The sequence below is a fragment of the Mesorhizobium sp. CNPSo 4684 genome (assembly GCF_057784315.1).
This window is the reverse complement of the sequence record NZ_JBWLUX010000036.1, coordinates 21,951-44,221: the sequence shown is the minus strand read 5'-3', so window position 1 is coordinate 44,221 and position 22,271 is coordinate 21,951. Positions and strand designations below refer to the sequence as shown.

At 63.8% G+C, this 22,271-nt stretch carries 21 protein-coding genes; 10 read left to right on the top strand and 11 right to left on the bottom strand.

Annotated features, from left to right (window positions below; translation table 11 throughout):
• The first annotated feature begins 1 nt into the window (after window position 1).
• The 7 genes from fdhF to AC04SG_RS27190 all read left to right on the top strand — a co-directional run bounded on the left by fdhF (window position 2) and on the right by AC04SG_RS27190 (window position 7,098).
• Window positions 2-2,914, top strand: a complete 2,913-nt coding sequence (fdhF, locus tag AC04SG_RS27220; RefSeq protein ID WP_488553566.1) for a formate dehydrogenase subunit alpha — start codon at window positions 2-4, stop codon at window positions 2,912-2,914.
• 2 nt (window positions 2,915-2,916) lie between these two features.
• Window positions 2,917-3,747 carry a formate dehydrogenase accessory sulfurtransferase FdhD gene (gene fdhD / locus AC04SG_RS27215; RefSeq protein ID WP_488553565.1) on the top strand — a complete coding sequence of 277 codons (831 nt, stop codon included), beginning with the start codon at window positions 2,917-2,919 and terminating at the stop codon, window positions 3,745-3,747.
• Entirely contained in the window at window positions 3,737-4,051 is a 315-nt protein-coding gene (locus AC04SG_RS27210; RefSeq protein ID WP_192249786.1) for a formate dehydrogenase subunit delta, read from the top strand. Before fdhD ends, AC04SG_RS27210 begins: the two co-directional genes overlap by 11 nt.
• A 140-nt stretch (window positions 4,052-4,191) precedes the next feature.
• Window positions 4,192-5,745 carry an alpha/beta fold hydrolase gene (locus AC04SG_RS27205; protein WP_488553564.1) on the top strand — a complete coding sequence of 518 codons (1,554 nt, stop codon included), beginning with the start codon at window positions 4,192-4,194 and terminating at the stop codon, window positions 5,743-5,745.
• 109 nt (window positions 5,746-5,854) lie between these two features.
• Window positions 5,855-6,334, top strand: a complete 480-nt coding sequence (locus AC04SG_RS27200; protein ID WP_488553563.1) for a carboxymuconolactone decarboxylase family protein — start codon at window positions 5,855-5,857, stop codon at window positions 6,332-6,334.
• Between the two features lie 76 nt (window positions 6,335-6,410).
• Window positions 6,411-6,773 (top strand): nuclear transport factor 2 family protein, encoded by a 363-nt coding sequence (locus AC04SG_RS27195; RefSeq protein ID WP_023688799.1) that lies wholly within the window; start codon window positions 6,411-6,413, stop codon window positions 6,771-6,773.
• Between the two features lie 10 nt (window positions 6,774-6,783).
• Complete coding sequence (locus AC04SG_RS27190; RefSeq protein WP_192249776.1) at window positions 6,784-7,098, top strand: hypothetical protein; 315 nt, start codon at window positions 6,784-6,786, stop codon at window positions 7,096-7,098.
• 19 nt (window positions 7,099-7,117) lie between these two features.
• Here the strand turns inward: AC04SG_RS27190 and AC04SG_RS27185 are convergent, their stop codons facing one another.
• The 10 genes from AC04SG_RS27185 to AC04SG_RS27140 all read right to left on the bottom strand — a co-directional run bounded on the left by AC04SG_RS27185 (window position 7,118) and on the right by AC04SG_RS27140 (window position 16,854).
• Complete coding sequence (locus AC04SG_RS27185) at window positions 7,118-7,816, bottom strand: hypothetical protein (protein ID WP_488553562.1); 699 nt, start codon at window positions 7,814-7,816, stop codon at window positions 7,118-7,120.
• Window positions 7,817-8,004: 188 nt separating this feature from the next.
• Entirely contained in the window at window positions 8,005-8,490 is a 486-nt protein-coding gene (locus AC04SG_RS27180) for an ester cyclase (RefSeq protein WP_488553561.1), read from the bottom strand.
• 23 nt (window positions 8,491-8,513) lie between these two features.
• Window positions 8,514-9,941 carry a gamma-aminobutyraldehyde dehydrogenase gene (locus tag AC04SG_RS27175; protein ID WP_488553560.1) on the bottom strand — a complete coding sequence of 476 codons (1,428 nt, stop codon included), beginning with the start codon at window positions 9,939-9,941 and terminating at the stop codon, window positions 8,514-8,516.
• Between the two features lie 26 nt (window positions 9,942-9,967).
• Complete coding sequence (locus tag AC04SG_RS27170; RefSeq protein WP_488553559.1) at window positions 9,968-10,783, bottom strand: ABC transporter permease; 816 nt, start codon at window positions 10,781-10,783, stop codon at window positions 9,968-9,970.
• Window positions 10,773-11,741, bottom strand: a complete 969-nt coding sequence (locus tag AC04SG_RS27165; protein WP_488553558.1) for an ABC transporter permease — start codon at window positions 11,739-11,741, stop codon at window positions 10,773-10,775. The genes AC04SG_RS27170 and AC04SG_RS27165 overlap by 11 nt, the downstream gene beginning before the upstream one ends.
• Window positions 11,738-12,736, bottom strand: coding sequence for an ABC transporter ATP-binding protein (locus AC04SG_RS27160; RefSeq protein ID WP_488553557.1), 999 nt, complete (start codon window positions 12,734-12,736; stop codon window positions 11,738-11,740). Before AC04SG_RS27160 ends, AC04SG_RS27165 begins: the two co-directional genes overlap by 4 nt.
• Before the next feature lie 185 nt (window positions 12,737-12,921).
• Entirely contained in the window at window positions 12,922-14,076 is a 1,155-nt protein-coding gene (locus tag AC04SG_RS27155) for an ABC transporter substrate-binding protein (RefSeq protein WP_488553556.1), read from the bottom strand.
• A 210-nt stretch (window positions 14,077-14,286) separates the two neighbouring features.
• On the bottom strand, window positions 14,287-15,198 hold the full coding sequence (locus AC04SG_RS27150; RefSeq protein WP_112560641.1) for a LysR family transcriptional regulator: 912 nt from the start codon (window positions 15,196-15,198) through the stop codon (window positions 14,287-14,289).
• Between the two features lie 80 nt (window positions 15,199-15,278).
• Window positions 15,279-15,896, bottom strand: a complete 618-nt coding sequence (locus AC04SG_RS27145) for a DedA family protein (RefSeq protein ID WP_488553555.1) — start codon at window positions 15,894-15,896, stop codon at window positions 15,279-15,281.
• Between the two features lie 193 nt (window positions 15,897-16,089).
• Window positions 16,090-16,854 (bottom strand): DeoR/GlpR family DNA-binding transcription regulator, encoded by a 765-nt coding sequence (locus AC04SG_RS27140; RefSeq protein WP_352555466.1) that lies wholly within the window; start codon window positions 16,852-16,854, stop codon window positions 16,090-16,092.
• Between the two features lie 421 nt (window positions 16,855-17,275).
• Between AC04SG_RS27140 and AC04SG_RS27135 the strand changes: the two genes are divergently transcribed.
• Both AC04SG_RS27135 and AC04SG_RS27130 read left to right on the top strand, forming a co-directional pair.
• Window positions 17,276-18,160: a phosphotransferase gene (locus tag AC04SG_RS27135; RefSeq protein WP_488553554.1), complete on the top strand. Its 885-nt coding sequence runs from the start codon at window positions 17,276-17,278 to the stop codon at window positions 18,158-18,160.
• Window positions 18,157-20,610: a GcvT family protein gene (locus tag AC04SG_RS27130; RefSeq protein ID WP_488553553.1), complete on the top strand. Its 2,454-nt coding sequence runs from the start codon at window positions 18,157-18,159 to the stop codon at window positions 20,608-20,610. Before AC04SG_RS27135 ends, AC04SG_RS27130 begins: the two co-directional genes overlap by 4 nt.
• A gap of 12 nt (window positions 20,611-20,622) precedes the next feature.
• Here AC04SG_RS27130 and AC04SG_RS27125 read toward each other — a convergent pair whose 3' ends face one another.
• Complete coding sequence (locus AC04SG_RS27125) at window positions 20,623-21,255, bottom strand: class I SAM-dependent DNA methyltransferase (RefSeq protein WP_488553552.1); 633 nt, start codon at window positions 21,253-21,255, stop codon at window positions 20,623-20,625.
• 106 nt (window positions 21,256-21,361) lie between these two features.
• Here AC04SG_RS27125 and AC04SG_RS27120 point away from each other — a divergent pair, with 106 nt between their 5' ends.
• Window positions 21,362-22,264, top strand: a complete 903-nt coding sequence (locus tag AC04SG_RS27120; protein WP_488553551.1) for a phosphotransferase — start codon at window positions 21,362-21,364, stop codon at window positions 22,262-22,264.
• The last annotated feature ends 7 nt before the right edge of the window (window positions 22,265-22,271 follow it).

Here is a 22,271-nt window from a genome sequence, read left to right as displayed (position 1 = left end):
GATGAATATCAAGGCCGACTTCCCGACACTCATCGAAGAACTCGACTACGGAACCCCGGAATCGAAGGCGCAAAAGCAGGTCACGCTGATCGTCGACGGCCGCAGCATCAGCGTGCCGGAGGGTACGTCGATCATGCGCGCGGCGATGGAAGGCGGGGTCGAGATTCCAAAACTCTGCGCCACGGACATGTTGGACTCGTTCGGCTCCTGCCGCGTCTGCCTCGTTGAGATCGAAGGGCGCGGCGGTACGCCGGCATCCTGCACGACGCCGGTCGGCGAAGGCATGGTGGTGCGCACGCAATCCGAGCGGCTCGACGCCATCCGCCGCGGTGTCATGGAGCTTTACGTCTCCGACCATCCGACCGGCTGGAACGAGAAGGCCGGCACCGGCGCCAGCGAGTTCGACGCTGTGGCGAAGTCGGTCGGCCTGACCGAGAACCGCTTCGGCATCGAGGGCCGCAACCACGTCAAGCAGGAAAATGGCGTGGCGCCGGGCCATGGCTCGCTGGCGGTCGACTACATCGCCCGCGATGAGTCCAACCCCTATTTCACCTATGATCCGGCGCAGTGTATCGTCTGCTCGCGCTGCGTGCGGGCCTGCGAGGAGGTGCAAGGCACCTTCGCGCTAACGATCGAGGGCCGCGGTTTCGAATCGCGCATGGTCGCCGGCATGCATGAGGATTTCATCGCCTCCGAATGCGTGTCCTGCGGCGCCTGCGTGCAGGCCTGTCCAACCGATGCGCTGCGTGAAAAGACCGTGCTTGAGAAAGGCATGCCCGAGCGCTCCGCCGTCACCACCTGTGCCTATTGCGGCGTCGGCTGCTCTTTCAAGGCCGAAGTGAAGGGCGACGAAGTCATTCGCATGATGCCCTACAAGGACGGCAAGGCGAACCACGGCCACTCCTGCGTGAAGGGCCGTTTCGCCTATGGCTACGCGACCCACAAGGACCGCATCCTGTCGCCGATGATCCGGGAAAAGGTCAGCGATCCCTGGCGCGAGGTGAGCTGGGAAGAGGCAATCGCCCATACGGCCAAGGAATTCCGCCGTATCCAATATCAATACGGACGCACCTCGATCGGCGGTATCACGTCCTCGCGCTGCACGAATGAGGAGACCTATCTGGTGCAGAAGCTGGTGCGCCAAGGCTTCCGCAACAACAATGTCGACACCTGCGCCCGCGTCTGCCACTCGCCGACCGGTTACGGCCTCGGCCAGACCTACGGCACCTCGGCCGGCACCCAGGATTTCGATTCCGTCGACTTCACCGACGTCGCCGTCATCATCGGCGCCAATCCGGCTTCCGCGCATCCGGTGTTTGCCTCGCGGCTGAAGAAGCGGCTGCGCCAGGGCGCCAAGCTGATCGTGCTCGATCCGCGCCGCACCGAAATGGTCAAGTCGGCGCATGTCGAGGCCGACTATCACCTGCCGCTGAAGCCCGGCACCAACGTGGCGGTGCTGACGTCGCTCGCGCATGTCATCGTCACCGAAGGGCTTTTCGATGAAGCCTTCATCCGCGAACGCTGCGACTGGACGGAGTTCCAGGACTGGGCCTCCTTCGTCGCTTTGCCGGAGAACAGCCCCGAGACCGTCGGCAAGCTTTCCGGCGTCGACCCGGAGCTGATCCGGGGTGCCGCGCGGCTCTATGCCAAGGGCGGCAATGGCGCGATCTATTACGGCCTCGGCGTCACGGAACACAGCCAGGGTTCGACCACGGTGATGGCTATCGCCAACCTTGCCATGGCGACCGGCAATATCGGCCGCCCGGGCGTCGGCGTGAATCCGCTGCGCGGCCAGAACAATGTGCAGGGCTCATGCGACATGGGCTCGTTCCCGCATGAACTGCCGGGCTACCGCCACATCTCCGGCGAGGCGGTGCGCGACATCTACGAGACTTTGTGGGGCGTGAAGCTCGACGACGAACCGGGCCTGCGCATCCCCAACATGCTGGATGCCGCTGTCGACGGCTCCTTCAAAGGCATCTACATCCAGGGCGAGGACATCCTGCAGTCCGACCCTGATACCAAGCATGTCGCGGCCGGCCTGGCGGCGATGGAATGCGTGGTCGTGCACGACCTGTTCCTCAACGAGACAGCGAACTACGCGCATGTCTTCCTGCCAGGGTCGACCTTCCTGGAGAAGGACGGCACCTTCACCAATGCCGAGCGCCGCATCAACATGGTGCGCAAGGTGCTGGAGCCGAAGGCGCGCTACGCCGACTGGGAAGCGACGCAGGAGCTTGCCCGTGCGATCGGGCTTGACTGGAACTACCAGCATCCCTCCGAGATCATGGACGAGATCGCCAAGACGACGCCAAGCTTCGCCGGCGTCTCCTTCGATCTGCTCGACCGTGTCGGATCGGTGCAATGGCCCTGCAACGAGAAGGCCCCGCTCGGTACGCCGATCATGCATATCGACGGCTTCGTGCGCGGCAAGGGCAAGTTCATCCGCACCGAATATGTGGCGACAGACGAGCGGACCGGCCCTCGTTTCCCGTTGCTGCTGACGACCGGCCGCATCCTCAGCCAGTACAATGTCGGTGCACAGACAAGGCGCACCGAAAACGTCATGTGGCACTCGGAAGACCGGCTGGAAATCCATCCGCACGACGCCGAGAACCGCGGCCTGCGCGATGGCGACTGGGTGCGGCTGACCAGCCGTTCGGGCGAGACGACGCTGCGTGCGCTGATCACCGACCGGGTGTCGCCCGGCGTGGTCTACACTACCTTCCACCATCCGGACACGCAGGCCAACGTCATCACCACCGACTTCTCCGATTGGGCGACCAACTGTCCGGAATACAAGGTGACGGCGGTGCAGGTCGGCGCGTCCAACGGCCCGTCGGAATGGCAGCGCGAATATGACGAGCAGGCGCGTAACAGCCGCCGCATCGCTCCGCTACAGGCGGCGGAGTAGTCTTGGCCGCGCGCCGCAAAGCAACGACGCAGATATCGCGGCTGGCGCACCGGGCCAGCGGCACTGCGGCGGCCAACCGCATGGTGCCCGAGGAGACGCCGGTGGCGTTCTCCTTTGCCGGTACCACCCATGCGGTGATGATGGCGAGCCCAGCCGACTTCGAGGATTTCGCGCTCGGCTTCTCGCTGACCGAAGGCATTATTGCGAAGCCGCAAGAGATCGAGGCCATAGAGGTCGAGGATCATGGCGCCGGCATCGACATCCAGATCCGGCTCAAGGATCAGGCCAACACGCGCTTCGAGGCGCGACGCAGGCGATTGGCCGGCCCGGTTGGCTGCGGACTGTGCGGCATCGAATCCATCGAGGAAGCGATGCGCTCGGTCGACAAGGTTGGTGAGTCCAAGCTTACGCTTGAAGCCGACGACATTGTTCGCTCGGTGAGGCTGTTGTCGAAGGTACAGCCGCTGCATTCCGAAACCGGCGCCGTGCACGCTGCGGGCTTCTATGTACCGGGCAAGGGCATTGTCATGGCGCGCGAGGATGTCGGCCGCCACAATGCGCTGGACAAGCTGGCCGGCGCGCTGGCGAAGGCCGGCATTAACGGTGCCTCGGGCGCCGTGGTCGTGACCTCACGCGTCTCGGTCGAGATGGTGCAGAAGACGGCGGCCATCGGCTCGGCTTTCATCATGGCTGTCTCGGCGCCGACCGCGCTTGCCATCCGCACAGCGGAAGAGGCAGGAATGACGCTGGTGGCGCTGGTGCGCGGCGACGATTTCGATGTTTTCACCCACCCGGAACGGGTGGTCTTGGGAGTTGCCCAGCATGTCGCATGACGAAGACCACATCACGAGCACCAGGGAAAAGCTGGTGCGCATGGCCAATCAGATCGCCGCCTTCTTCCATTCGAGGCCGCGCGAGGAGGGCGTCGCGGGTGTGGCCGAGCATATCAACAAGTTCTGGGAGCCGAGGATGCGGCGCCAGTTCTTCGAGATGCTGGACAGCGGCGGCGAAAATTTCGACGAGCTCGTCGTCGAGGCCTCTGCCCGGATCAAGCGGCCAAAGACCGAGGAGCAGGCCGATATGAGCATCGGCTACGTCCAGCCCACAGGTACGGAGAGCGCCGCTCCACAGAAATAGGCTCTCCCCAGAAGGGACCGGGCGAAAGCGGTTCGGACCGCCAGGCTATATTCCTGTTTTCTAAAGTTTGACTGCCGCATCCGGCAGGCGTCTGCTATTGTCAGCGATCAGAAAATCGTCTGGCCGGGCGGGATGCAGTCGTGAGGCCGATCGAGACGCGATATGCCCTCAGCGGCGACGTGCGGATTGCCTATCAGGTGGTCGGCCAGGGATCGTTCGACCTGGTTTTCGTGCCCGGCTTCATCTCCAATCTCGACCTGCATTGGGAAGACGAGGGGTATACCAGGCTGTTGAAACGGCTCTCGGCGTTCTCGCGGCTGATCCTGTTCGACAAGCGCGGCACCGGCCTGTCCGACCGCGTCGACCCGCGCCATCTACCCAGCTTAGAGACCCGCATGGACGATGTGCGCGCGGTCATGGATGCCACCGGCAGCGGCCGTGCCGCCCTGCTCGGCGCCTCGGAAGGCGCGCCGCTGGCGATGCTGTTCGCCGCCACTTATCCGGAACGGACACGGGCGTTGGCGCTTTATGGCGGCTATGCGCATTTCCACAAATGGGTGATGCCGCCGGACCGCATCGAGGCCTTCATCGCGACCGCCGGCACGGCCTGGGGCACCGGCGCCACTCTGCCCAACTTTGCGCCGGGCCGCGTCGATGACGCGCATTTCACCCAGTGGTGGGCGCGCTTCGAACGGCTGTCGGCCAGCCCGACGGCGGCGGCGGCCCTGGCCCGGATGAATGCCGGCATCGACGTGCGCGGCGTGCTTTCGGCGATCAGCGCACCGACGCTGCTCATCCATCGCCGTAACGATGTGCGGGTCGACCCCGACGCCAGCCGCTTCCTGGCGAAAAAGATCGCCAATGCGCGACTGGTCGAAATCCCCGGCCGCGATCACCCGATCTGGACCGGCGATGTCGACCGGGTGGCCGACCTGATCGAGGAATTCCTGACCGGCGAGCGCGCCGTGGCCGAAGCGGAGCGTGTGCTTGCCGCTCTTCTGGCGACACGTATCTACGACACGGCGCGGATGGGCGACCGCATGTGGAGCGAGCGCAGCCAGCGTTTCCAGGAGACATGGCGGACTCTGGTCGGCCGCCATGGCGGCCGCGCGGCGGGTACGCATGGCGAGCTGATGATCGCGCGCTTCGACGGGCCGGCGCGTGCCATACGCTGCGCGGCGGCACTTCGCGATGCGGCGCAACAGATGGGCATTGCAAGCGCCCAGGGCGCACATGTCGGAGAGGTCGAAATGCGCGGGCCGCCGATGGGGCTGATGGCACGGGTGACGATGCAGATCGCCGCCCATGCCGGGCGCGGCGATATTCTGGCGTCGCGGCTGGTCGCCGATCTGGCGGTCGGTTCCGGCCTGCATTTCATCGATGCCGGGCGTGTCACGGTGGATGAGCTGGACGAGCCGCTGGCGCTGGTCCAGGCGACGTCGGAACAGCATCTCGAGCCCGCTTGCCGTCCCAAGGCCAGGCCTGCCGAGCCGGCTCAATTGACGGCGCGCGAAAGCGAGGTGGTGAGCCTGATCGCCGACGGCAAGAGCAATGCCGCAATCGCTGCCGAGCTGAGGCTGAGCGAGCATACGGTGAAGCGTCATGTCGCCAACATATTGTTGAAGCTCGACCTGCCGTCACGGGCGGCCGCAGCGGCATTTTCCGCCAGGCATATTGGCCCGGACGGGCCATAGGAGCCATGGCGCTTTCGGGCGAAGCGGCCAAGGGCGCGCAGGCGCTACCAATTCTCTCCATGCAGCCCAGGCGGATGTCGCCGGGAAGGCGCAGCGAAAGGAGGATGCAATGCTGAAGTCAACCAGGTCGATCAAATCGCTGGTGATAGCGGCAAGCGTTGGCGCGCTGTTCACCATCGCCCCTGCCAAGGCCGAGGATGCCGCGGCGACCGCCACTTACAAGGACATCGAGGCGACGCTCGGCTCGGTGCCGGACATGTTCAAGACGCTGCCGGATGTCGCGGTTGCCGGCGCCTGGGCCGAGATCAAGGGCGTGCAGCTCAACCCCAAGACCGCGCTCGACGGCAAGACCAAGGAGCTGATGGGGCTGGCCGTCGCCTCGCAGATCCCGTGCCAGTACTGCATCTATTTCCACACCGAGGCAGCCAAGCTCAATGGCGCGACCGATGAGGAGATCAAGGAGGCGATCGCGATGGCGGCCATCGTGCGCCATTGGTCGACGATGCTCAACGGCAGCCAGGTCGATTTCGCGACCTTCAAACAGCAGACCGACGGCGTGTTCGCGGCCGTCAAAGCCAAGTCGCAGTGAAAGACCCTGCCCGGCGATGGGCGCCGGGCAGTGCTTCTGATCATCAACCGCCCGTCGACGGGCCATGGAGGAAAAAATGCTGACCAAGACGCAAAGCGTTGACGGCGCGGCGATCAAGAAAGCGATCGAAGGACGAGACGGCAGGATGCTGGCGAGCTTCTATGCCGACGATGCGCTGGTGCGGGTGATCGATCGCAACAACCCGCCGAGCAAGCCGCGCGAGATCCGCGGCCGGGCGGCGATCAGCACGTTCTGGGACGATATCTGCAGCCGGGCAATGACCCACAAGGTCGACACCACCATCGCCGATGGCGACAACCTCGCCTTCACCCAGGCCTGCGCCTATCCGGACGGGACGAAAGTGTTCTGCGCAGCGATGCTGGAGTTGAAGAACGGCCGCATTGCACGGCAGACCGTCGTGCAAGCCTGGGACGAGTGAGGAGGCCGACATGTTCAGCGCCAGATGGCAGATCGACGCCAAATTCGGGCACAAGCAGACCGTGCTTGAACTGCTCAAGAAATGGGAGCGCGAAATCGGCTCTCAGGTCGGCATCGCCGACCTCAAGTTCCAGATCATGACCGGCTCGATCGGCGCGCGGGAGGCGACGGTCGAGTCGCATCACCAGGTCGAGAGCCTGGCCCAGTTGGAGGCGTTCTTCGCCAAGATCGGCAAGATCGATGCGCACGCCAAATGGGGCAAAGAGATGGAGCCCTATGTCGTGTCAGGCACCAGCCTCTGGAACATCTACCGCATCGTGGAGTAGGAACTGCGAGTTTCGGCCGTCAGTTGCGGCGGCCGAAATTCGTTTTCTGCCCGGCGAAGCGGCCTTCCCTGGCCAATCCGGCTGCCACGACAGGCGCCGGCTGATTGGGTAGCGTGGCCTGCTTGGCAAGGGCGGCCGCTATCAGGGCGTCCGCCTGGCGGGCGCGCTGGTCCGCGCCGGCATCCCCGGCAAGGTCGCCGGCCACAGCGTAGGCCTCGGTCCGTCGGCGCGGCTTGAAAGCAAGATAGAGAAGCAGCGCGCCGAGCAATCCGCCGCCGATGACGATCGTCAGACGCGCGCCGGTCATGCCGGTGCGCTCGATCTGGGTCGGGTTGGCGGGGTTCTGGACGACGGTGAGCTTGTCGCCGACCTGCGGCTCGCGGCCGCCGTCCTTGTTCAGCTCCATCGTCGCCTCGACGGCATCGGCGCCGGTGCCGACGCGCAAGGTTCCGGTGAATTTCTGCTTCACCTTCCACTGTTTGTCCGCATGCACCATCTTGAACGCGTCAACCAATTCGCAGGGGATCGTAGCGGTGCTGACAGTCTTGTAGACGATCTTGTGCGCAGTCGATTCCATGTCGCATTCGACGTTGACCACGAGGACTTCGGCCGGCACTTCCGGCCAACCGCCTTTCTTCAGCATGTCCTTGCCGCCGAAGAAGGCCATCACCAGGCAGAAGCCGCCAATCATGACCAGCTTGATCTTGGTCGTATTCATGCGCAAACCCCCTCGCCGCGCGGTTTCTCGGCAAGGAGGCTGCTCGTTCAGGTTGAATATTGAGTAAACCGTCGAATATTTTCACGAAACAAAAATCCACCACGCTTAACGCATGGAGACTTGCCGGCAGAATACTTTAACGACGGCGGATCGGCGCCATCGCTTGGTTTCGATTCCCGGGTGCGTTCCTACATCAGGCCAAGCTGCTTGTAGAAGCCGAGCGCGTCGTAATAGTCGCTCTGGGTCGCAATCTTGCCGTCCTTGATCGAAAACATCGAGGCGCCGGTGAAGGAGAACTTCTTGCCGGTGGCGGCGGTGCCGTCGGCCCAGGCGCCGGTGTTGGTGCCCGAGAATTCCCATTCAAACGAGACGCGGTCGCCCTCAACCACAGGCTTGCCCTTCATCGTCCAGACGGCGTCGGGAACGGCCTTGAGGAAGTTGTCGATGACACCGCTCTTGGCGGCTTCCTTGCCTTTGACCGGCGTACCGACCGAAGCGTCGTAATAGGTGACGTCGTCGGCAAAATAGCCGGCGGCCTTTGTTGAATCGTGCGCATTCCAGGCGGCGAGATAGGCTTCGACCACCGATTGCGCAGTGTCGGCAGCAAAGGATGGCGCTGCGGCAAAAAGCGATGCGGCGATGGCTGCTGATGTCAGAAACTGGCGACGATGCATGGTCTTCCTCCCTGGTTGACGCGCTAGCCGTGCGCCACCATCACGTGGCGGACGGCGGTGTAGTCCTCAAGCGCGTAGAGCGACATGTCCTTGCCGTAGCCCGACTGCTTCAGTCCGCCATGCGGCATCTCGTTGGTCAACATGAAGTGAGTGTTGATCCAGGTGCAGCCGTACTGAAGACGAGCAGCCGTCGCCATGGCGCGCGAGACGTCCTTGGTCCACACCGATGACGCCAGGCCATAGTCGCTGTCATTGGCCCAGTTCACCGCCTCGTCGACCTCGGAGAAGCGGGTGATCGAGACGACCGGGCCGAAGACTTCGCGGCGCACGATTTCGTCTTCCTGCAGCGCGCCGGCAACGACGGTCGGCTGGTAGTAGAAGCCGGAGCCCTCGCCCGGCTTGCCGCCTGTTGTGATCTCGATGTGCTTCAGTTCCGACGCACGCTCGACGAAGCTCGATACGCGATCACGCTGACGGCGCGAGATCAGCGGGCCGATCTCGTTTTCGGTGTCGTCCGGCTGGTTGTACTTGATGGTCGAGACAGCCGAGGAGAGATCGGCGACAAGCTTGTCGTAGATCTTCCTGCCGGCATAGATGCGACAGGCGGCGGTACAATCCTGGCCGGCATTGTAGTAGCCGAAGGCGCGCAGGCCATTGACCACGGCGCTGAGATCGGCGTCGTCGAAGACGATGACCGGCGCCTTGCCGCCAAGTTCGAGATGCGTGCGCTTGACCGATTTGGCGGCCGCCTGCAGCACCTTCTTGCCGGTGGCGACATCGCCGGTGATCGAGATCATGTTGACCTTGGCGTGATTGATCAGCGTGTTGCCGACGCTGTCGCCACGGCCGAGCACGACGTTCACGACGCCTTCGGGCAGCACCTCGGCCAGGATCCTGGCCAGTTTCAGCGCCGTCAGCGGCGTCTGTTCCGACGGCTTGAAGACGACGGTGTTGCCGCCGGCAATCGCCGGCGCCAGCTTCCACGCCATCATCATCAGCGGATAGTTCCACGGCGCGATCGAGGCGACGATGCCGATCGGGTCGCGGCGCACCATCGAGGTGTGGCCGGGCAGATATTCGCCGGCGACTACACCGGGCATCGAACGCACCGCACCGGCAAAGAAGCGGTAGCAGTCGACGATTGCGGGGATTTCGTCATTGAGCACGGCATTGATCGGCTTGCCACAGTTCAGCGCCTCGAGCGCGGCAAACTCCTTGGCCTCGGCCTCGATGCGGTCGGCGATCTTGAGGAGATAGCCGGAGCGCTGCGCCGGCGTGGTGCGTGACCACAAGACGAACGCTTGCTCGGCGGCAGTGACAGCCGCCCCGATCTGCGCCTGGCTGGCTTCAGGCAGGTTGAGGATGGTCGCCCCGGTCTTTGGATTGAGGATCGGCTCCTCGGTCTCGGCGCCGTTCTCGAATTTCGAGCCGATCAGCATCTGGGTGTCCATGGACGTCTCTCCCTTACGAACTGACGTTATTTGCCCGAACCGGCGATCTGGTCGCCGTCGCGGGTGAGGTAATAGGCAAACAGGATGGGCAGCAGCGTCACCAGCACCACGACCATGGCCACGACATTGGTGACCGGGCGCTGGCGCGGACGGATCAACTCCTCCAGCATCCAGATCGGCACGGTCTGCTGCTGGCCGGCGGTGAAGGTGGTGACGATGACCTCGTCGAAGGACAGCGCGAAGGCCAGCATGCCGCCGGCAAGCAGTGCGGTGGCGATGTTGGGCAGCACGACATGCCGGAAGGTCTGGAAACCGTCCGCGCCGAGATCCATCGAGGCCTCGATCATCGAGCCCGAGGTGCGGCGGAAGCGGGCAACCGCATTGTTGTAGACGACGACGACGCAGAAGGTGGCGTGGCCGAGCACGATCGTCCAGAACGAGAACGGGACATCGGCCAGCGAGAAGGCCGAGCGCAGCGCGATGCCGGTGATGATGCCGGGCAGCGCTATCGGCAGGATGACCAGCAGCGAGATGGTCTCGCGGCCGAAGAATTTTGTCCGCGACACGGCGGCGGCGCACAGCGTGCCCAGTATCAAGGCAATCGCCGTCGAGATGGCGGCGACGCGGACCGAAAGCGACAGCGCCTGCCAGACATCCGGCCGGTTCCAGGTGACGGCGAACCATTGCGTGGTCAGCCCCGGCGGCGGCCAGACGAAGCTCTTCTCTTCCGTGGTGAAGGCGTAGACGAAGATCAAGAGGATCGGCAGATGCAGGAAGAGCAGGCCGCAGGCGGCTGCGATCTTGAGGCCGAGCGGGGCGGATTGCGAACCGTCAGAGCGCATCGAAGGCCCCCATGCGCTTGGCGCCCCAGAGGTAGAAACCCATGATGATGATGGGCACCACCGTGAAGGCTGCGGCGAGCGGGATATTGCCGGCGGTGCCCTGCTGCGAATAGACGGCCTGGCCGATGAACAGCCGCGACGTGCCGATGATCTGCGGGATGATGTAGTCGCCCAGCGTCAGCGAGAAGGTGAAGATCGAGCCGGCGACGATGCCGGGCAGTGCCAGCGGGAACAGCACGTTGCGGAAGGTCTGGCCCGGCGACGCCCCAAGATCGGACGAGGCCTCGACCAGATTGCCGGGCACGCGCTCCAATGCCGCCTGCACCGGCAGGATCATGAAGGGCAGCCAGACATAAACGAAGACGATGAAGGTGCCGGTGGCGGAGACCGACAGCGAATTGCCGCCCACGACCGGCAGCGACAGCCAGCCATCGAGCACCCAGAGCAGATGCAATTTGGCGAGCAGCCAGGTCAGAATGCCTTCCTTGGCGAGGATCAGTTTCCAGGCATAGATCTTGACCAGGTAGCTCGACCACAGCGGCAGCATGACGCCGAGATAGAACAGCGCCTTCCAGCGGCCACGGGCATAGCGCGCCGCGTAGTAGGCGATTGGGAAGGCGATGATGGCCGACGCCAGCGTGACCAGCGCCGCCATCGTCACCGTGCGCAGGATGATGTCGAGATTGGCGGCCTGGAACAGGTCGCCATAGGTCTTCAGCGTGAACTCATGGTTGATGAGGCCGGAGAATTCGTCGATCGAGAAAAAGCTCTGCGCCAAGAGCGCGAACAGCGAGCCGATATAGACGATGCCGAGCCACAGCACCGGCGGCGCCAGCATGAGGATGAGCAGGAGTTGCGGCCGACGCCAGAACAGGTCCGACAGCGCACCGCGCATGCCGCCGCTGCCAGGCAGGATGGCGGGAGCTGTGGCACGCGGCATGGCGGCGTCGAGGCTCATGCCAGCTCGTCCATCAAATGCAGATGCTCGCGGTTGAAGGTGAGCATCACCGCTTCGCCTTCCGCCGGCAATTTTGTGCCGGCCGGCACGATGGCGTGCAGCCGCAGCCCGTCTGCGTCGAGCGCCAGCTTTGTGGTGGCGCCGAGATAATTGGTTCCGACCAGGCGCGCGGCAACGCCATCGCCTTTGGCAGCGCGGCCTATGCGGATGGATTCAGGGCGCAAGCTGCCCCAGCGGTGCTGGCCGGAGTAACGCTGGACGAAATCCGGCGGCAGCACGTTGGACGAGCCGACGAAATCGGCGACGAAACGTGTCTTCGGACGCTGGTAGATATCTTCCGGCGTGCCGATCTGCATGATCTTGCCGTCATTGAAGACGGCGACGCGATCGGCCATCGACAGCGCCTCGCCCTGGTCGTGGGTGACGAAGACGAAGGTGATGCCGAGCGCCTTCTGCAACGATTTCAGCTCTTCCTGCATGTTCTCGCGAAGCTTGAGATCGAGCGCGCCGAGCGGCTCGTCGAGCAAGAGCACCTTGGGCTGGTTGACCAGCGCACGGGCAAGCGCGACGCGCTGGCGCTGGCCGCCGGAGAGCTGGCCGGGACGGCGAGCGCCATAGCCGGGCAGACGCACTAGCGACAGCGCCTCTTCCGCCGCCTTCTGCCTTTCGGCCTTGCCGACGCCCTTGACCATCAGCCCGTAGGCAACGTTGTCGAGCACGTTCAGATGCGGAAACAGCGCGTAGTCCTGAAACACCGTGTTGACGTTGCGGCGATAGGGCGGCACGCCCTCGGCGCGCTCGCCGAAGATCGAGATCGAGCCCGAGGTCGGCTGCTCGAAACCGGCGATGAGGCGCAGGCACGTCGTCTTGCCGGACCCCGAGGGGCCGAGCATGGCGAAGAACTCGCCCGGCACGATGTCGAGATCGACCGCATCGACGGCGCGCACGCTGCCGAAATGGCGAGACACTTTCTGGAAGGAAACGGCCGAGGTCATGGGGTTGTCCTGATCTGTCAGGCTCGTCAAAATTTCAGACGTGAGTGCTGCCCCTCATCCGCCTGCCGGCACCTTCTCCCCGTAGAGGGACGGGGAGAAGGGAGGCGCACTGACGTCCGCGATCCCCCTCTCCCCGTTCCTCACGGGGAGAGGGTAAGGGTGAGGGGCAGCGCCAACTTTGGAGTTTAACGTCCGCCGATGACGCCGATATAGTCCGACACCCAGCGGTAATAGGGCACGCACTGGTCGTTCTGAGTGGCGCACTTCGAGACCGGGGTCTTCCAGAACTTGATCTTGTCGAAATTGTCGTAGCCGTTGGTCTTGCAGCCTTCGTCGGTCAGAAGCTCGTTGCCCTTGCAGGCGGCGGGCACGACCGGCAACGAACCAAACCAGGCCGAGACGTCGCCCTGCACCTTGGGCGACAGCGAATGTTCGAGCCACATATAGGCGCAGTTCGGGTGCGCGGCGTCGGCTTCCATCATGGTGGTGTCGGCCCAGCCGGTGACGCCTTCTTCCGGCACGGTCGAGGCGACCGGCTTCTTGGCGGCGACCAGCGTGTTGACCTGGTATGGCCAGGAACCCGAGGCGACGACGCCTTCGTTCTGGAAGTCGTCGACCTGGATTGCGGCGTCATGCCAGTAGCGGCCGACCAGCGTGCGCTGGACGCGCAGCAATTCGAGCGCCGCCTTGTACTGGTCTTCGTTCAGTTCGTAGGGATCCTTGATGCCGAGTTCCGGCTTGTGGAACATCAGATAGTTGGCGGCATCGGCAATGTGGATCGGGCCGTCATAGGCCTGGACGCGGCCCTTGTTCGACTTGCCGTCAGGCAGGTTCATTTCCTCGAAGACGACGTTCCAGCTCTTGGGCGCTTCCTTGAAGACATCGGTGTTGTACATCAGGACGTTCGGGCCCCACTGATAGGGAACGCCGTAATGCACCTTGTCGACGGTGAACCAGGGCGCATCCTTCAGCCGGTCGTCGACGCTCTTCCAGCTCGGGATGAGATCGGTGTTGATCGGCTGCACGCGCTTGCCGGCGACGAGGCGCAGCGAGGCGTCACCCGAAGCGGTGACCAGATCGAAGCCGCCCTCATTCATCAGCGAGACCATCTCGTCGGACGTGTTGGCGGTCTTGACGTTGACCTTGCAGCCGCTCTCCTTCTCGAAGGAGGTCACCCAGTCATAGCCCTTGTCGGTTTCGCCGCGCTCGATATAGCCGGGCCAGGCAACGATGCTGACCTCGCCTTCGCCCTTGCCAAGCTCCTTGACCTGGGCGACGGCCTGACCGGAAAAGGTCAGCGCGACCGTCAAAGCCGTGCACGTCTTCAGAAATGAATTCATCGTCAATCTCCCATTTTGGCGCCTGACTGCGAAGCCGGTCTTCGCTGCGGTCAGCCGCAGGCTGAAAAGTGTCAGTTCGTCCGATGGACACTTACCGCTCTAGCGGCGGTTCGGTCCCTGAAATGAAAAGTGCTTGGAAAATTCCGGTTTCGCAAATTGATTTATCAGAAACACGATATCGGTTTTTCCGATAGATAGCTGCACATCCGATCAACGCTGCTGGCGTACCGTCCGCTGCGATTGGGCAAGGCCGATGAAGTCGCGCGCCGCCTGCGGCAGGCCGGAGCCGCGGCGCCAGACCATGCCGACCTGGACGACCGGCAAAGTGCCTGAAATATCACGCGATTCTATGCGGTCGCCTTCCAGCGACCATGGCCGATAGACGAGGTCGGGCAGCAGCGCCACGCCGGCGCCGGTGGCGACGAGGCTGCGCACAGCTTCCACGGAGCGGGTGCGGAAGGCGACATGCGGCTTGGCGCCGATCGCCGCCAGAAGCTTGCCGGTGCTTTCCTCGATCTCGTCGACAGTGAGCATGATCAGCGGTTCGCCGGCAATATCGCCAATGCCGATAATGTCGGCGCTGGCCAGCTTGTGGCTGAGCGGCACCCACAGCCGGTAGGCCGAGACTTCGAGGATTTCCGACTGCAGCGCCGTGCGGTCGCGCAAATTGGAGGTGACCATGACGGCGATATCGAGCTTGCCGCCGATCAGGAGGTGCTCGAGATAGTCACCATTGTCTTCAATGGCCGAGACATCGACGCCGGGATAGGCGCGGCGATAGCGCGCCAGAAGGTCGGACAGCACATAGCCGGCGACCAGGGAGGTGACGCCGAGCTGCAGGCGTCCGCCCGCCACCACCTGTTCGTCGGAGAAAGCCCGGCGCGCATCGGAAACATCGGCCAGGATCTTGGTGGCATGGCGCAAGAACTGGTGGCCTTTGTGGGTGATGTTGAGGCCGCGCGGATGGCGCTCGAACAGTTCGACGCCGAGATCGCTTTCCAGCTCCTTGATCGCTTCGGTGACCGAGGATTGCGAGATGGATAGGTTTTGTGCCGCGCCTGACACCGTGCCCTGCTCGGCGACGGCAATGAAGAACTGCAACTGGCGGATGGTGAAGGCCATGGCCGGACTAAACACCGGCGCAGCAGGGAAGGAAAGCCGGCGCCGGGCTTATCCCTGGCAGGATATCTGGCGCGGTGCGCTCAGCCGAACAACAGCCTGATGCGCCGCCGCCACGCCGGGCCATAACGCAAGGCAAGCATGAAGGTCGCTTCCAGCGCCACCACGATGACGATGATGCGAAAGCCGATGGCATAGGAATCCCTGCCGCTGCCCCGCATGAGGTAGCCGGTGATGAGAAAGCCGGTGCTCCACAAAGTGGCGCCGAGGAGCGTCGTCGCCGCGAAGGGCAAGAGCGGCAGGCGAAGCGCGCCGGCAGCGATCGGCAGGTAGTTGCGAACCGTCGGAATGAACTGCGCCAGCAAGGAGACCCGCACATGATGGCGGCGATAGGCCTCGCCGAGCCTGGAGTAGGTCGCATAGCGCAGGCAGACATATTTGCCGAAACGCTCGACCAGCCTGTCAGCGCGATCCAATCCAATCCGCCGTCCCACCGCATACCAGACAAGGCAGCCTGTGATGGCCGACAGCGTCGTCACCAGGAGCAGGACCGTCAGCCTCGATAGATCAGGGGCTGCCGTCATGCCGAGGAACAGCAGCAGCACATGCGAGGGCGGCAGCGGCAGAATCTTTTCGGTTAAAGCGAGGCAGGCGACGCCGAGCAGCCCGAGGCCCAGGATCGCCGACAGCGGATCGGTCATGAGAAACGCCAGTCATAGGTTTTGAGGTTCTTGATCCTGGACACCTTATACACCGTCGCCGGCGGGAAGTTGCGGAAGGTGCGGCCAAGCCGGGTCGCTTCCAGGTCGCATGAACATTGCGAAGCGCAGGCTTGAGCGAAAGATTTGTCGGGAAACGCGCTCCGCTCTCCGGTGCTCGGGGGATCAGAATTCGCTAAGCGGCTGCGATGCTAAGGCGTGCACCAGCCTCCGCCAGGGCAGCGGCAATGTCGCGCGGCGGCGGCTGGTCTGTGGCGAGTTCGGAAAAACCGTCGAAGCCGCAGACCTGGACCAGACCCTGGCGGCCGAATTTGGTGTGGTCGGTGATGACCAGCGAGCGCTGGCCGCGCGACAGCACCATGCGGGCGAATTCCGCCTCCTCCAGATCATAGTCCGCCAGCCCTGCGGCAGCGTCCACCGCGCCGATCGAAATCACCGCGTGGCTGACCGAGAAGCGGCTGACGAAGTCGATCGCCGAGGCGCCGAAGGCTGCGCCGGAATCGCTGCGCAGCTCGCCGCCTGCCATATAGACCTTGTTGCCGTTGACCGTGGCCAGCGTGCGGGCGATGTCGGACGAGTTGGTGACCACCGTCAGTCGTCGGTGGCCAAGCAGCTCGCGGGCCAGGAACGAGGTCGTTGTGCCGGTGTCCAGCATCACCGACTCGCCGTCCCGGATAGTGGCGGCGACCATGCGGGCAATCAGCCGCTTGGCCTCGGCATTGTCGCGCATGCGCCGTTCGAACGGCGCCTCGCCGGCCATCGACGGCAGGCCGATGGCGCCATGCATCTTCAGCACCGAGCCATTGCCGGTCAGCGGCTTGACATCACGGCGCACGGTTTCAAGCGAGACCCCCAGCCGGTCCGCCAGGCTGGCGATGGTGACGGTACCCTCTTCCTTCAGGAGACGGAGGATTTCGCCATGCCGTTTCGAATGGATCATGTGGCCTCTCGAATTCTGCGATCTGCCCGGTTTTAGGGCAATACAGACGTTTTTAAAGGAATTGCAGGCGGTTTCGGGCAAAACACCCAAAAAAAGTCACAACATTTGATTGACACCCGGGCGGGACTGGCGTGACATTGATCGCGTGACAGGCTTCGGAACTGCCACGGGAGGGTGATGGCAGAGCCGCAATTCACGGACCGGACCGTCTGGCCAGACCGTCTGGGATTGATCTGGCACAAAGGCTTTTCAAATCCGCGGGGGCGGAGACCGGGTATCAAAACCTGGCCAAAGGGGCTCGTCGGTGCGGCGCAGGACGGGAGAGTCCCGGTGTCCTGCACCGACGAGATTTTTGCGTTCCCCCAACCCTCTTTGCGCGGCACGCCGCCTTGTCGAAGCTCCGCCAAATCAGGGGTGGCCCGTGACTGCTGAAGATCGCATCCGGGCCCTGCCCTGCTGGAACGGCAGCGTCGACATTGCACCGCTGCCGGGCGGCCTCAGCAACGCAAACTACCTGGTCAAGGACGCGGCCGGGCGGCACGTCGTGCGTATCGGCCAGGACTATCCGTTCCACCACGTCTTTCGCGACCGCGAGGTGATGACATCGCGGGCTGCGCATGAAGCGGGCTTCGCGCCGGCGGTTCGATATTCTGAACCTGGCATCATGGTCACGGAATACCTCGGCGCAAAAACCTATGTCGCCGAAGACGTGCGCGCCAATATCGGCCGGGTGGCCGCGCTGATGCGCGGGTTCCATCGCGAGATGCCCAATCACATCTCCGGCGCCGGCTTCATGTTCTGGGTCTTCCATGTCATCCGCGACTATGCGCGCACACTGAGCGAAGGCGGCAGCCGCAAGCGCGACGAACTGCCACGGCTTTTGGCGCTGGCCGACGAGTTGGAGCGGGCGCAGAAACTGCTGCCGATCGTGTTCGGCCATAACGATCTTTTGCCGGCAAATATTCTTGACGACGGTGACAGGCTATGGCTGATCGACTTCGAATATGCCGGCTTCAACACCGCGATGTTCGATCTTGCCGGCGTTGCCTCCAATGCCGAGATGAGCGACGCCGAGTCCTTCGCCTTCCTCACCGCCTATTTCATGCGCGAGCCGGATGAGGCGATCCGTCGTTCTCATGCGGCCATGCAATGCGCATCACTGTTGCGCGAGGCGATGTGGAGCATGGTTTCCGAGCTTTATCTCGATGCGCCGGGCATCGACTACGTCGCCTATACCGAAGAGAACCTGACGCGGCTAGACGCAGCGCTGGACAATTACCGCACGAAATACGGAACACGGCCATGACCTTGCCAACGCAAGCCGGCATCGTCGTCATCGGCGGTGGCATTATCGGCTGTTCGACGGCCTATCATCTGGCGCGCGACCACAAGGCCGATGTCGTGCTGCTGGAGCAGGGCAAGCTGACCTCCGGCTCGACCTGGCATGCGGCCGGGCTGGTCGGACAGCTGCGCTCGTCGGCCTCGATCACCCGGGTGCTCAAATATTCGGTCGAGCTATACAAGGGGCTGGAGGCCGAGACCGGGCTCGCCACCGGCTGGAAGATGACCGGGTGCCTCAGGCTTGCCACCAACGCCGACCGCTGGACCGAATACAAAAGGCTGGCGACGACAGCAAAAAGCTTCGGCATGGACATGCAGTTGCTGTCACCGGCTGAGGTGAAAAAGATGTGGCCGCTGCTGGAGACCAGCGACCTCGTCGGCGCGAGTTGGCTGCCGACCGACGGCCAGGCCAGCCCCTCCGACATCACGCAGTCGCTGGCCAAGGGCGCGCGCATGCATGGCGCGAAGCTGTTCGAGGATGTCCGCGTCACCGGCTTCGACATGAAGGAAGGGCGCATCACCGCTGTGAAGACCAACAAGGGCGACATCGCCTGCGACAAGGTGGTGAACTGCGCCGGGCAATGGGCGCGCCAGGTCGGCGCGATGGCCGGCATTTCCGTGCCGCTGCAGCCGGTCAAGCACCAGTACATCATCACCGAGAAGATCGACGGCCTGGCGACCGACGCGCCGACCATCCGCGACCCCGACCGACGAACCTATTTCAAGGAAGAGGTTGGCGGCCTGGTGATGGGTGGCTATGAGCCGAACCCGCAGGCCTGGGCGACCGGCCTGCCCGGCGGCGATGTGCCTGACGAGTGGGAATTCCGCCTGTTCGACGACGATTACGATCACTTCGAACAGCATATGAGCCAGGCGATCGCGCGCGTGCCGGCGCTGGAGCGGGCCGGCGTCAAGCAGATGATCAACGGACCGGAAAGTTTTACGCCGGATGGCAATTTCATCCTCGGCGTCGCGCCCGAATGCGCCAACATGTTCGTCGGCGCCGGCTTCAACGCCTTCGGTATTGCGTCGGGTGGCGGTGCCGGCTGGGTGCTGGCGCAATGGGTGGTCGACGGCGAGGCGCCGCTCGACCTCTGGGTGGTCGACATCAGGCGCTTTTCCGGCTTGCACAGCGACCGGCAATGGGTCAGCGACCGGACGCTGGAAGCCTATGGCAAGCACTACACGATCGGCTTTCCGCATGAGGAGTACCTATCGGGACGGCCACGCATCGTCTCGCCGCTCTATGAGCGGTTGAAGCAGCATCGCGCCGTGTTCGGCTCCAAACTCGGCTGGGAGCGTCCGAACTGGTTCGCGCCCGAGGGCACCGAGCCTGGAGACATCTATTCGATGGGCCGTCAGAACTGGTTCGCGCCCGTCGGTGATGAGCACCGGCATGTGCGCGAAAAGGTCGGTATTTTCGATCAGTCCTCCTTCGCCAAATACGAGATGACGGGTGCGGACGCACAAAAGGCGCTGGACTGGATCTGTGCCAACGACGTCGCCAAGCCGGTGGGGCGGCTGACCTATACGCAGCTTCTCAACACGCGCGGCGGTATCGAGGCCGACTTGACGGTGGCCAGGCTCGCCGAGGACAAATTCTACATCGTCACCGGCACCGGCTTCCGCACGCACGACCTTTCCTGGATCGGCGACCATGTCGGCAAGGGACTCGACGTGACGTTGAAAGATGTCACCGAGGATTTCGGCACGCTGTCGTTGATGGGGCCGCGCGCCCGCGACGTGCTTGCGGCGGTCACCGAGGCGGATGTCTCGAATGCCGCCTTCCCGTTCGGTCATATCAGAGAGATCGCCATTGCCGGCCACACGGTAAGGGCGCTGCGAGTCACCTATGTCGGCGAGCTTGGCTGGGAGCTGCATGTGCCGATCGCCGCCACCGGCGAAATCTTCGATGCGCTGATGGCGGCGGGCGAGCCGCACGGCATCCGCCCGATCGGCTACCGGGCGCTGGAATCGCTGCGGTTGGAGAAGGGCTATCGCGCCTGGGGTTCCGACATCACGCCCAACGACACGCCGCAGGAGGCCGGCCTCGGCTGGGCGGTGAAGCTGAGGAAAAACACCGATTTCGTCGGCCGCCGGGCGCTCGAAAAGATCAGTGGCGCGGCGTTGAAGAAGCGCTTTGCCGGCTTCACCGCCGACGATCCCGATGTCGTGCTGGTCGGGCGCGAGACGATTTTGCGCAATGGCGAACCGGTCGGTTACCTCACCAGCGGCGGTTATGGCTACACGCTGGCTAAGAACATCGGCTATGGCTATGTGCGCAATGCCGACGGCGTCAGCGACGACTTCCTCAGCTCAGGCGACTATGAGCTGGTGGTGGCGATGGAGCGGACGCCGGCCAAGATCCATCTCGAGCCGATGTACGACCCGGCGATGAGCAAGATCAAGGCATAGGCCGAGCCAGAATCAATTCACCCGCAGGACAAGACCCCGGCTGGGCACGGTGTCAGCTTCGCCCGGCATCGAGACATAAGGCGCCGTCTCCTCGGCGCGGACCACGCTGCCCTCGGCCTCCAGTGCTGCGATGCGATCGGCAAAGCCGGCGTTCCACAGCGTGTTCTTGACCGTCAGCACGATGACGCCGCCCGGCCGGCAGATGCGGATCAGTTCGTCCAGCCCCTCGGCGCCGACATGGCCGGAGGTGAAGACGCCGGCCGAAACGATGCCGGCATAGGCATTGTCGGCAAAGGGCAGCGGGCCGCCGAGCGCCAGGCAATGCAGCGCCGAATAGACGCCCTTTGCCGCCGCCTGGGCCAGCATGCCCTGCGAAATATCGAGCGCCTCGACCTGGGGATAGCCGGTAATGGCCAGCCATTCGCCGATCAGCCCGGTGCCTGCGCCGGCATCGAGCAGCGGGGCGGCGCCGCGCGGCAAATGGCGGGCGAGCAGCGCCAGGCAGATCGTTGGGTGGCGGTAGCCGGCGGCCGACATGTCGGCATCGTAGGTTTCCGACCAGTTGTCATAGATCGCGGCCACGTCCTCGGGCCGTTGCGCCGCATAGGCGGCGCCGAGCCCGCCATGATCCTTGTTTCCCGCCATCGCTGTTTCTCCGCCAGCTCGATGCTCACCCTCGAACCGATGATAGCCAAACGGCGAAAACTGTGGAACCGTTATCGAAAGAAATAACACGCCAGGGGCAACAGGCATGGGGATGGACGAGGTACGCGCAACACTTGCGGCGATTCCGGCACTGGCCGGCTATGACGGACCGCTGGAGCGGCTGGGCGGGATGACCAATCTCGTCTTCCGGGCCGGCGATATCTGCCTGCGTATCCCCGGCAAAGGCACCGACGAGTACATCAACCGCGCCAATGAAGCGGTGGCGGCGCGTGAGGCGGCCAAAGCCGGCGTCAGTCCCGAGGTGCTGCATGTCGACCCCAAGACGGGCGTGATGGCGAGCCGCTTCGTTGCTGGCGCCGAGACGATGTCGCCGGAGAAGTTCAAGCTGCGCGCCGGTAGCCCGGCCCGCGCAGGCGAAGCCTTTCGCAAGCTGCACGCGTCCGGCGCAGTGTTTCCGTTCCGCTTCGAGCTGTTTGCGATGATCGACGACTACCTCAAGGTCTTGTCGACCAAGGACGTGGCCTTGCCTCCCGGCTACCACGACGTCGTGCGCGAATCCGAAACCGTGCGTGCTGCCCTTGCCGCTCACACGCTGCCGCTTGCGGCTTGCCATTGCGACCCGCTGTGCGAGAATTTTCTCGATACGGGCGAGCGGATGTGGATCGTCGACTGGGAATATTCGGGGATGAACGATCCGCTCTGGGATCTCGGCGACCTCTCTGTCGAAGGCAGGTTCGATGCAGCGCAAGAGGAAGAGATGATGCGCGCCTATTTCGGTGGTGAGGCAAAGCCGGCCGAACGCGGCCGCGTCGTCATCTACAAGGCGATGTGCGACCTGTTGTGGACCCTGTGGGGGTTGATCCAGCTTGCCAACAACAATCCGGTCGAGGATTTCCGTGCCTATGCCGACGGCCGTTTCGCCCGCTGCAAGGCGCTGATGGAGACGCCTGAGTTTTCACGCCATCTTGCAGCTGTGCGCGCGGGCTAGACGTCGG

What these genes read in the sequence shown, in the direction of transcription:
- AC04SG_RS27180 (WP_488553561.1), bottom strand. Translation starts at nt 8,490, where the DNA reads ATGCATCGTCGCCAGTTTCTGACATCAGCAGCCATCGCCGCATCGCTT.
- AC04SG_RS27175 (WP_488553560.1), bottom strand. Translation starts at nt 9,941, where the DNA reads ATGGACACCCAGATGCTGATCGGCTCGAAATTCGAGAACGGCGCCGAG.
- AC04SG_RS27200 (WP_488553563.1), top strand. Translation starts at nt 5,855, where the DNA reads ATGCTGAAGTCAACCAGGTCGATCAAATCGCTGGTGATAGCGGCAAGC.
- AC04SG_RS27145 (WP_488553555.1), bottom strand. Translation starts at nt 15,896, where the DNA reads ATGACCGATCCGCTGTCGGCGATCCTGGGCCTCGGGCTGCTCGGCGTC.
- AC04SG_RS27140 (WP_352555466.1), bottom strand. Translation starts at nt 16,854, where the DNA reads ATGATCCATTCGAAACGGCATGGCGAAATCCTCCGTCTCCTGAAGGAA.
- AC04SG_RS27130 (WP_488553553.1), top strand. Translation starts at nt 18,157, where the DNA reads ATGACCTTGCCAACGCAAGCCGGCATCGTCGTCATCGGCGGTGGCATT.
- AC04SG_RS27120 (WP_488553551.1), top strand. Translation starts at nt 21,362, where the DNA reads ATGGGGATGGACGAGGTACGCGCAACACTTGCGGCGATTCCGGCACTG.
- AC04SG_RS27155 (WP_488553556.1), bottom strand. Translation starts at nt 14,076, where the DNA reads ATGAATTCATTTCTGAAGACGTGCACGGCTTTGACGGTCGCGCTGACC.
- AC04SG_RS27125 (WP_488553552.1), bottom strand. Translation starts at nt 21,255, where the DNA reads ATGGCGGGAAACAAGGATCATGGCGGGCTCGGCGCCGCCTATGCGGCG.
- AC04SG_RS27190 (WP_192249776.1), top strand. Translation starts at nt 6,784, where the DNA reads ATGTTCAGCGCCAGATGGCAGATCGACGCCAAATTCGGGCACAAGCAG.
- AC04SG_RS27165 (WP_488553558.1), bottom strand. Translation starts at nt 11,741, where the DNA reads ATGAGCCTCGACGCCGCCATGCCGCGTGCCACAGCTCCCGCCATCCTG.
- fdhF (WP_488553566.1), top strand. Translation starts at nt 2, where the DNA reads ATGAATATCAAGGCCGACTTCCCGACACTCATCGAAGAACTCGACTAC.
- AC04SG_RS27170 (WP_488553559.1), bottom strand. Translation starts at nt 10,783, where the DNA reads ATGCGCTCTGACGGTTCGCAATCCGCCCCGCTCGGCCTCAAGATCGCA.
- AC04SG_RS27195 (WP_023688799.1), top strand. Translation starts at nt 6,411, where the DNA reads ATGCTGACCAAGACGCAAAGCGTTGACGGCGCGGCGATCAAGAAAGCG.
- AC04SG_RS27150 (WP_112560641.1), bottom strand. Translation starts at nt 15,198, where the DNA reads ATGGCCTTCACCATCCGCCAGTTGCAGTTCTTCATTGCCGTCGCCGAG.
- AC04SG_RS27210 (WP_192249786.1), top strand. Translation starts at nt 3,737, where the DNA reads ATGTCGCATGACGAAGACCACATCACGAGCACCAGGGAAAAGCTGGTG.
- AC04SG_RS27160 (WP_488553557.1), bottom strand. Translation starts at nt 12,736, where the DNA reads ATGACCTCGGCCGTTTCCTTCCAGAAAGTGTCTCGCCATTTCGGCAGC.
- AC04SG_RS27185 (WP_488553562.1), bottom strand. Translation starts at nt 7,816, where the DNA reads ATGAATACGACCAAGATCAAGCTGGTCATGATTGGCGGCTTCTGCCTG.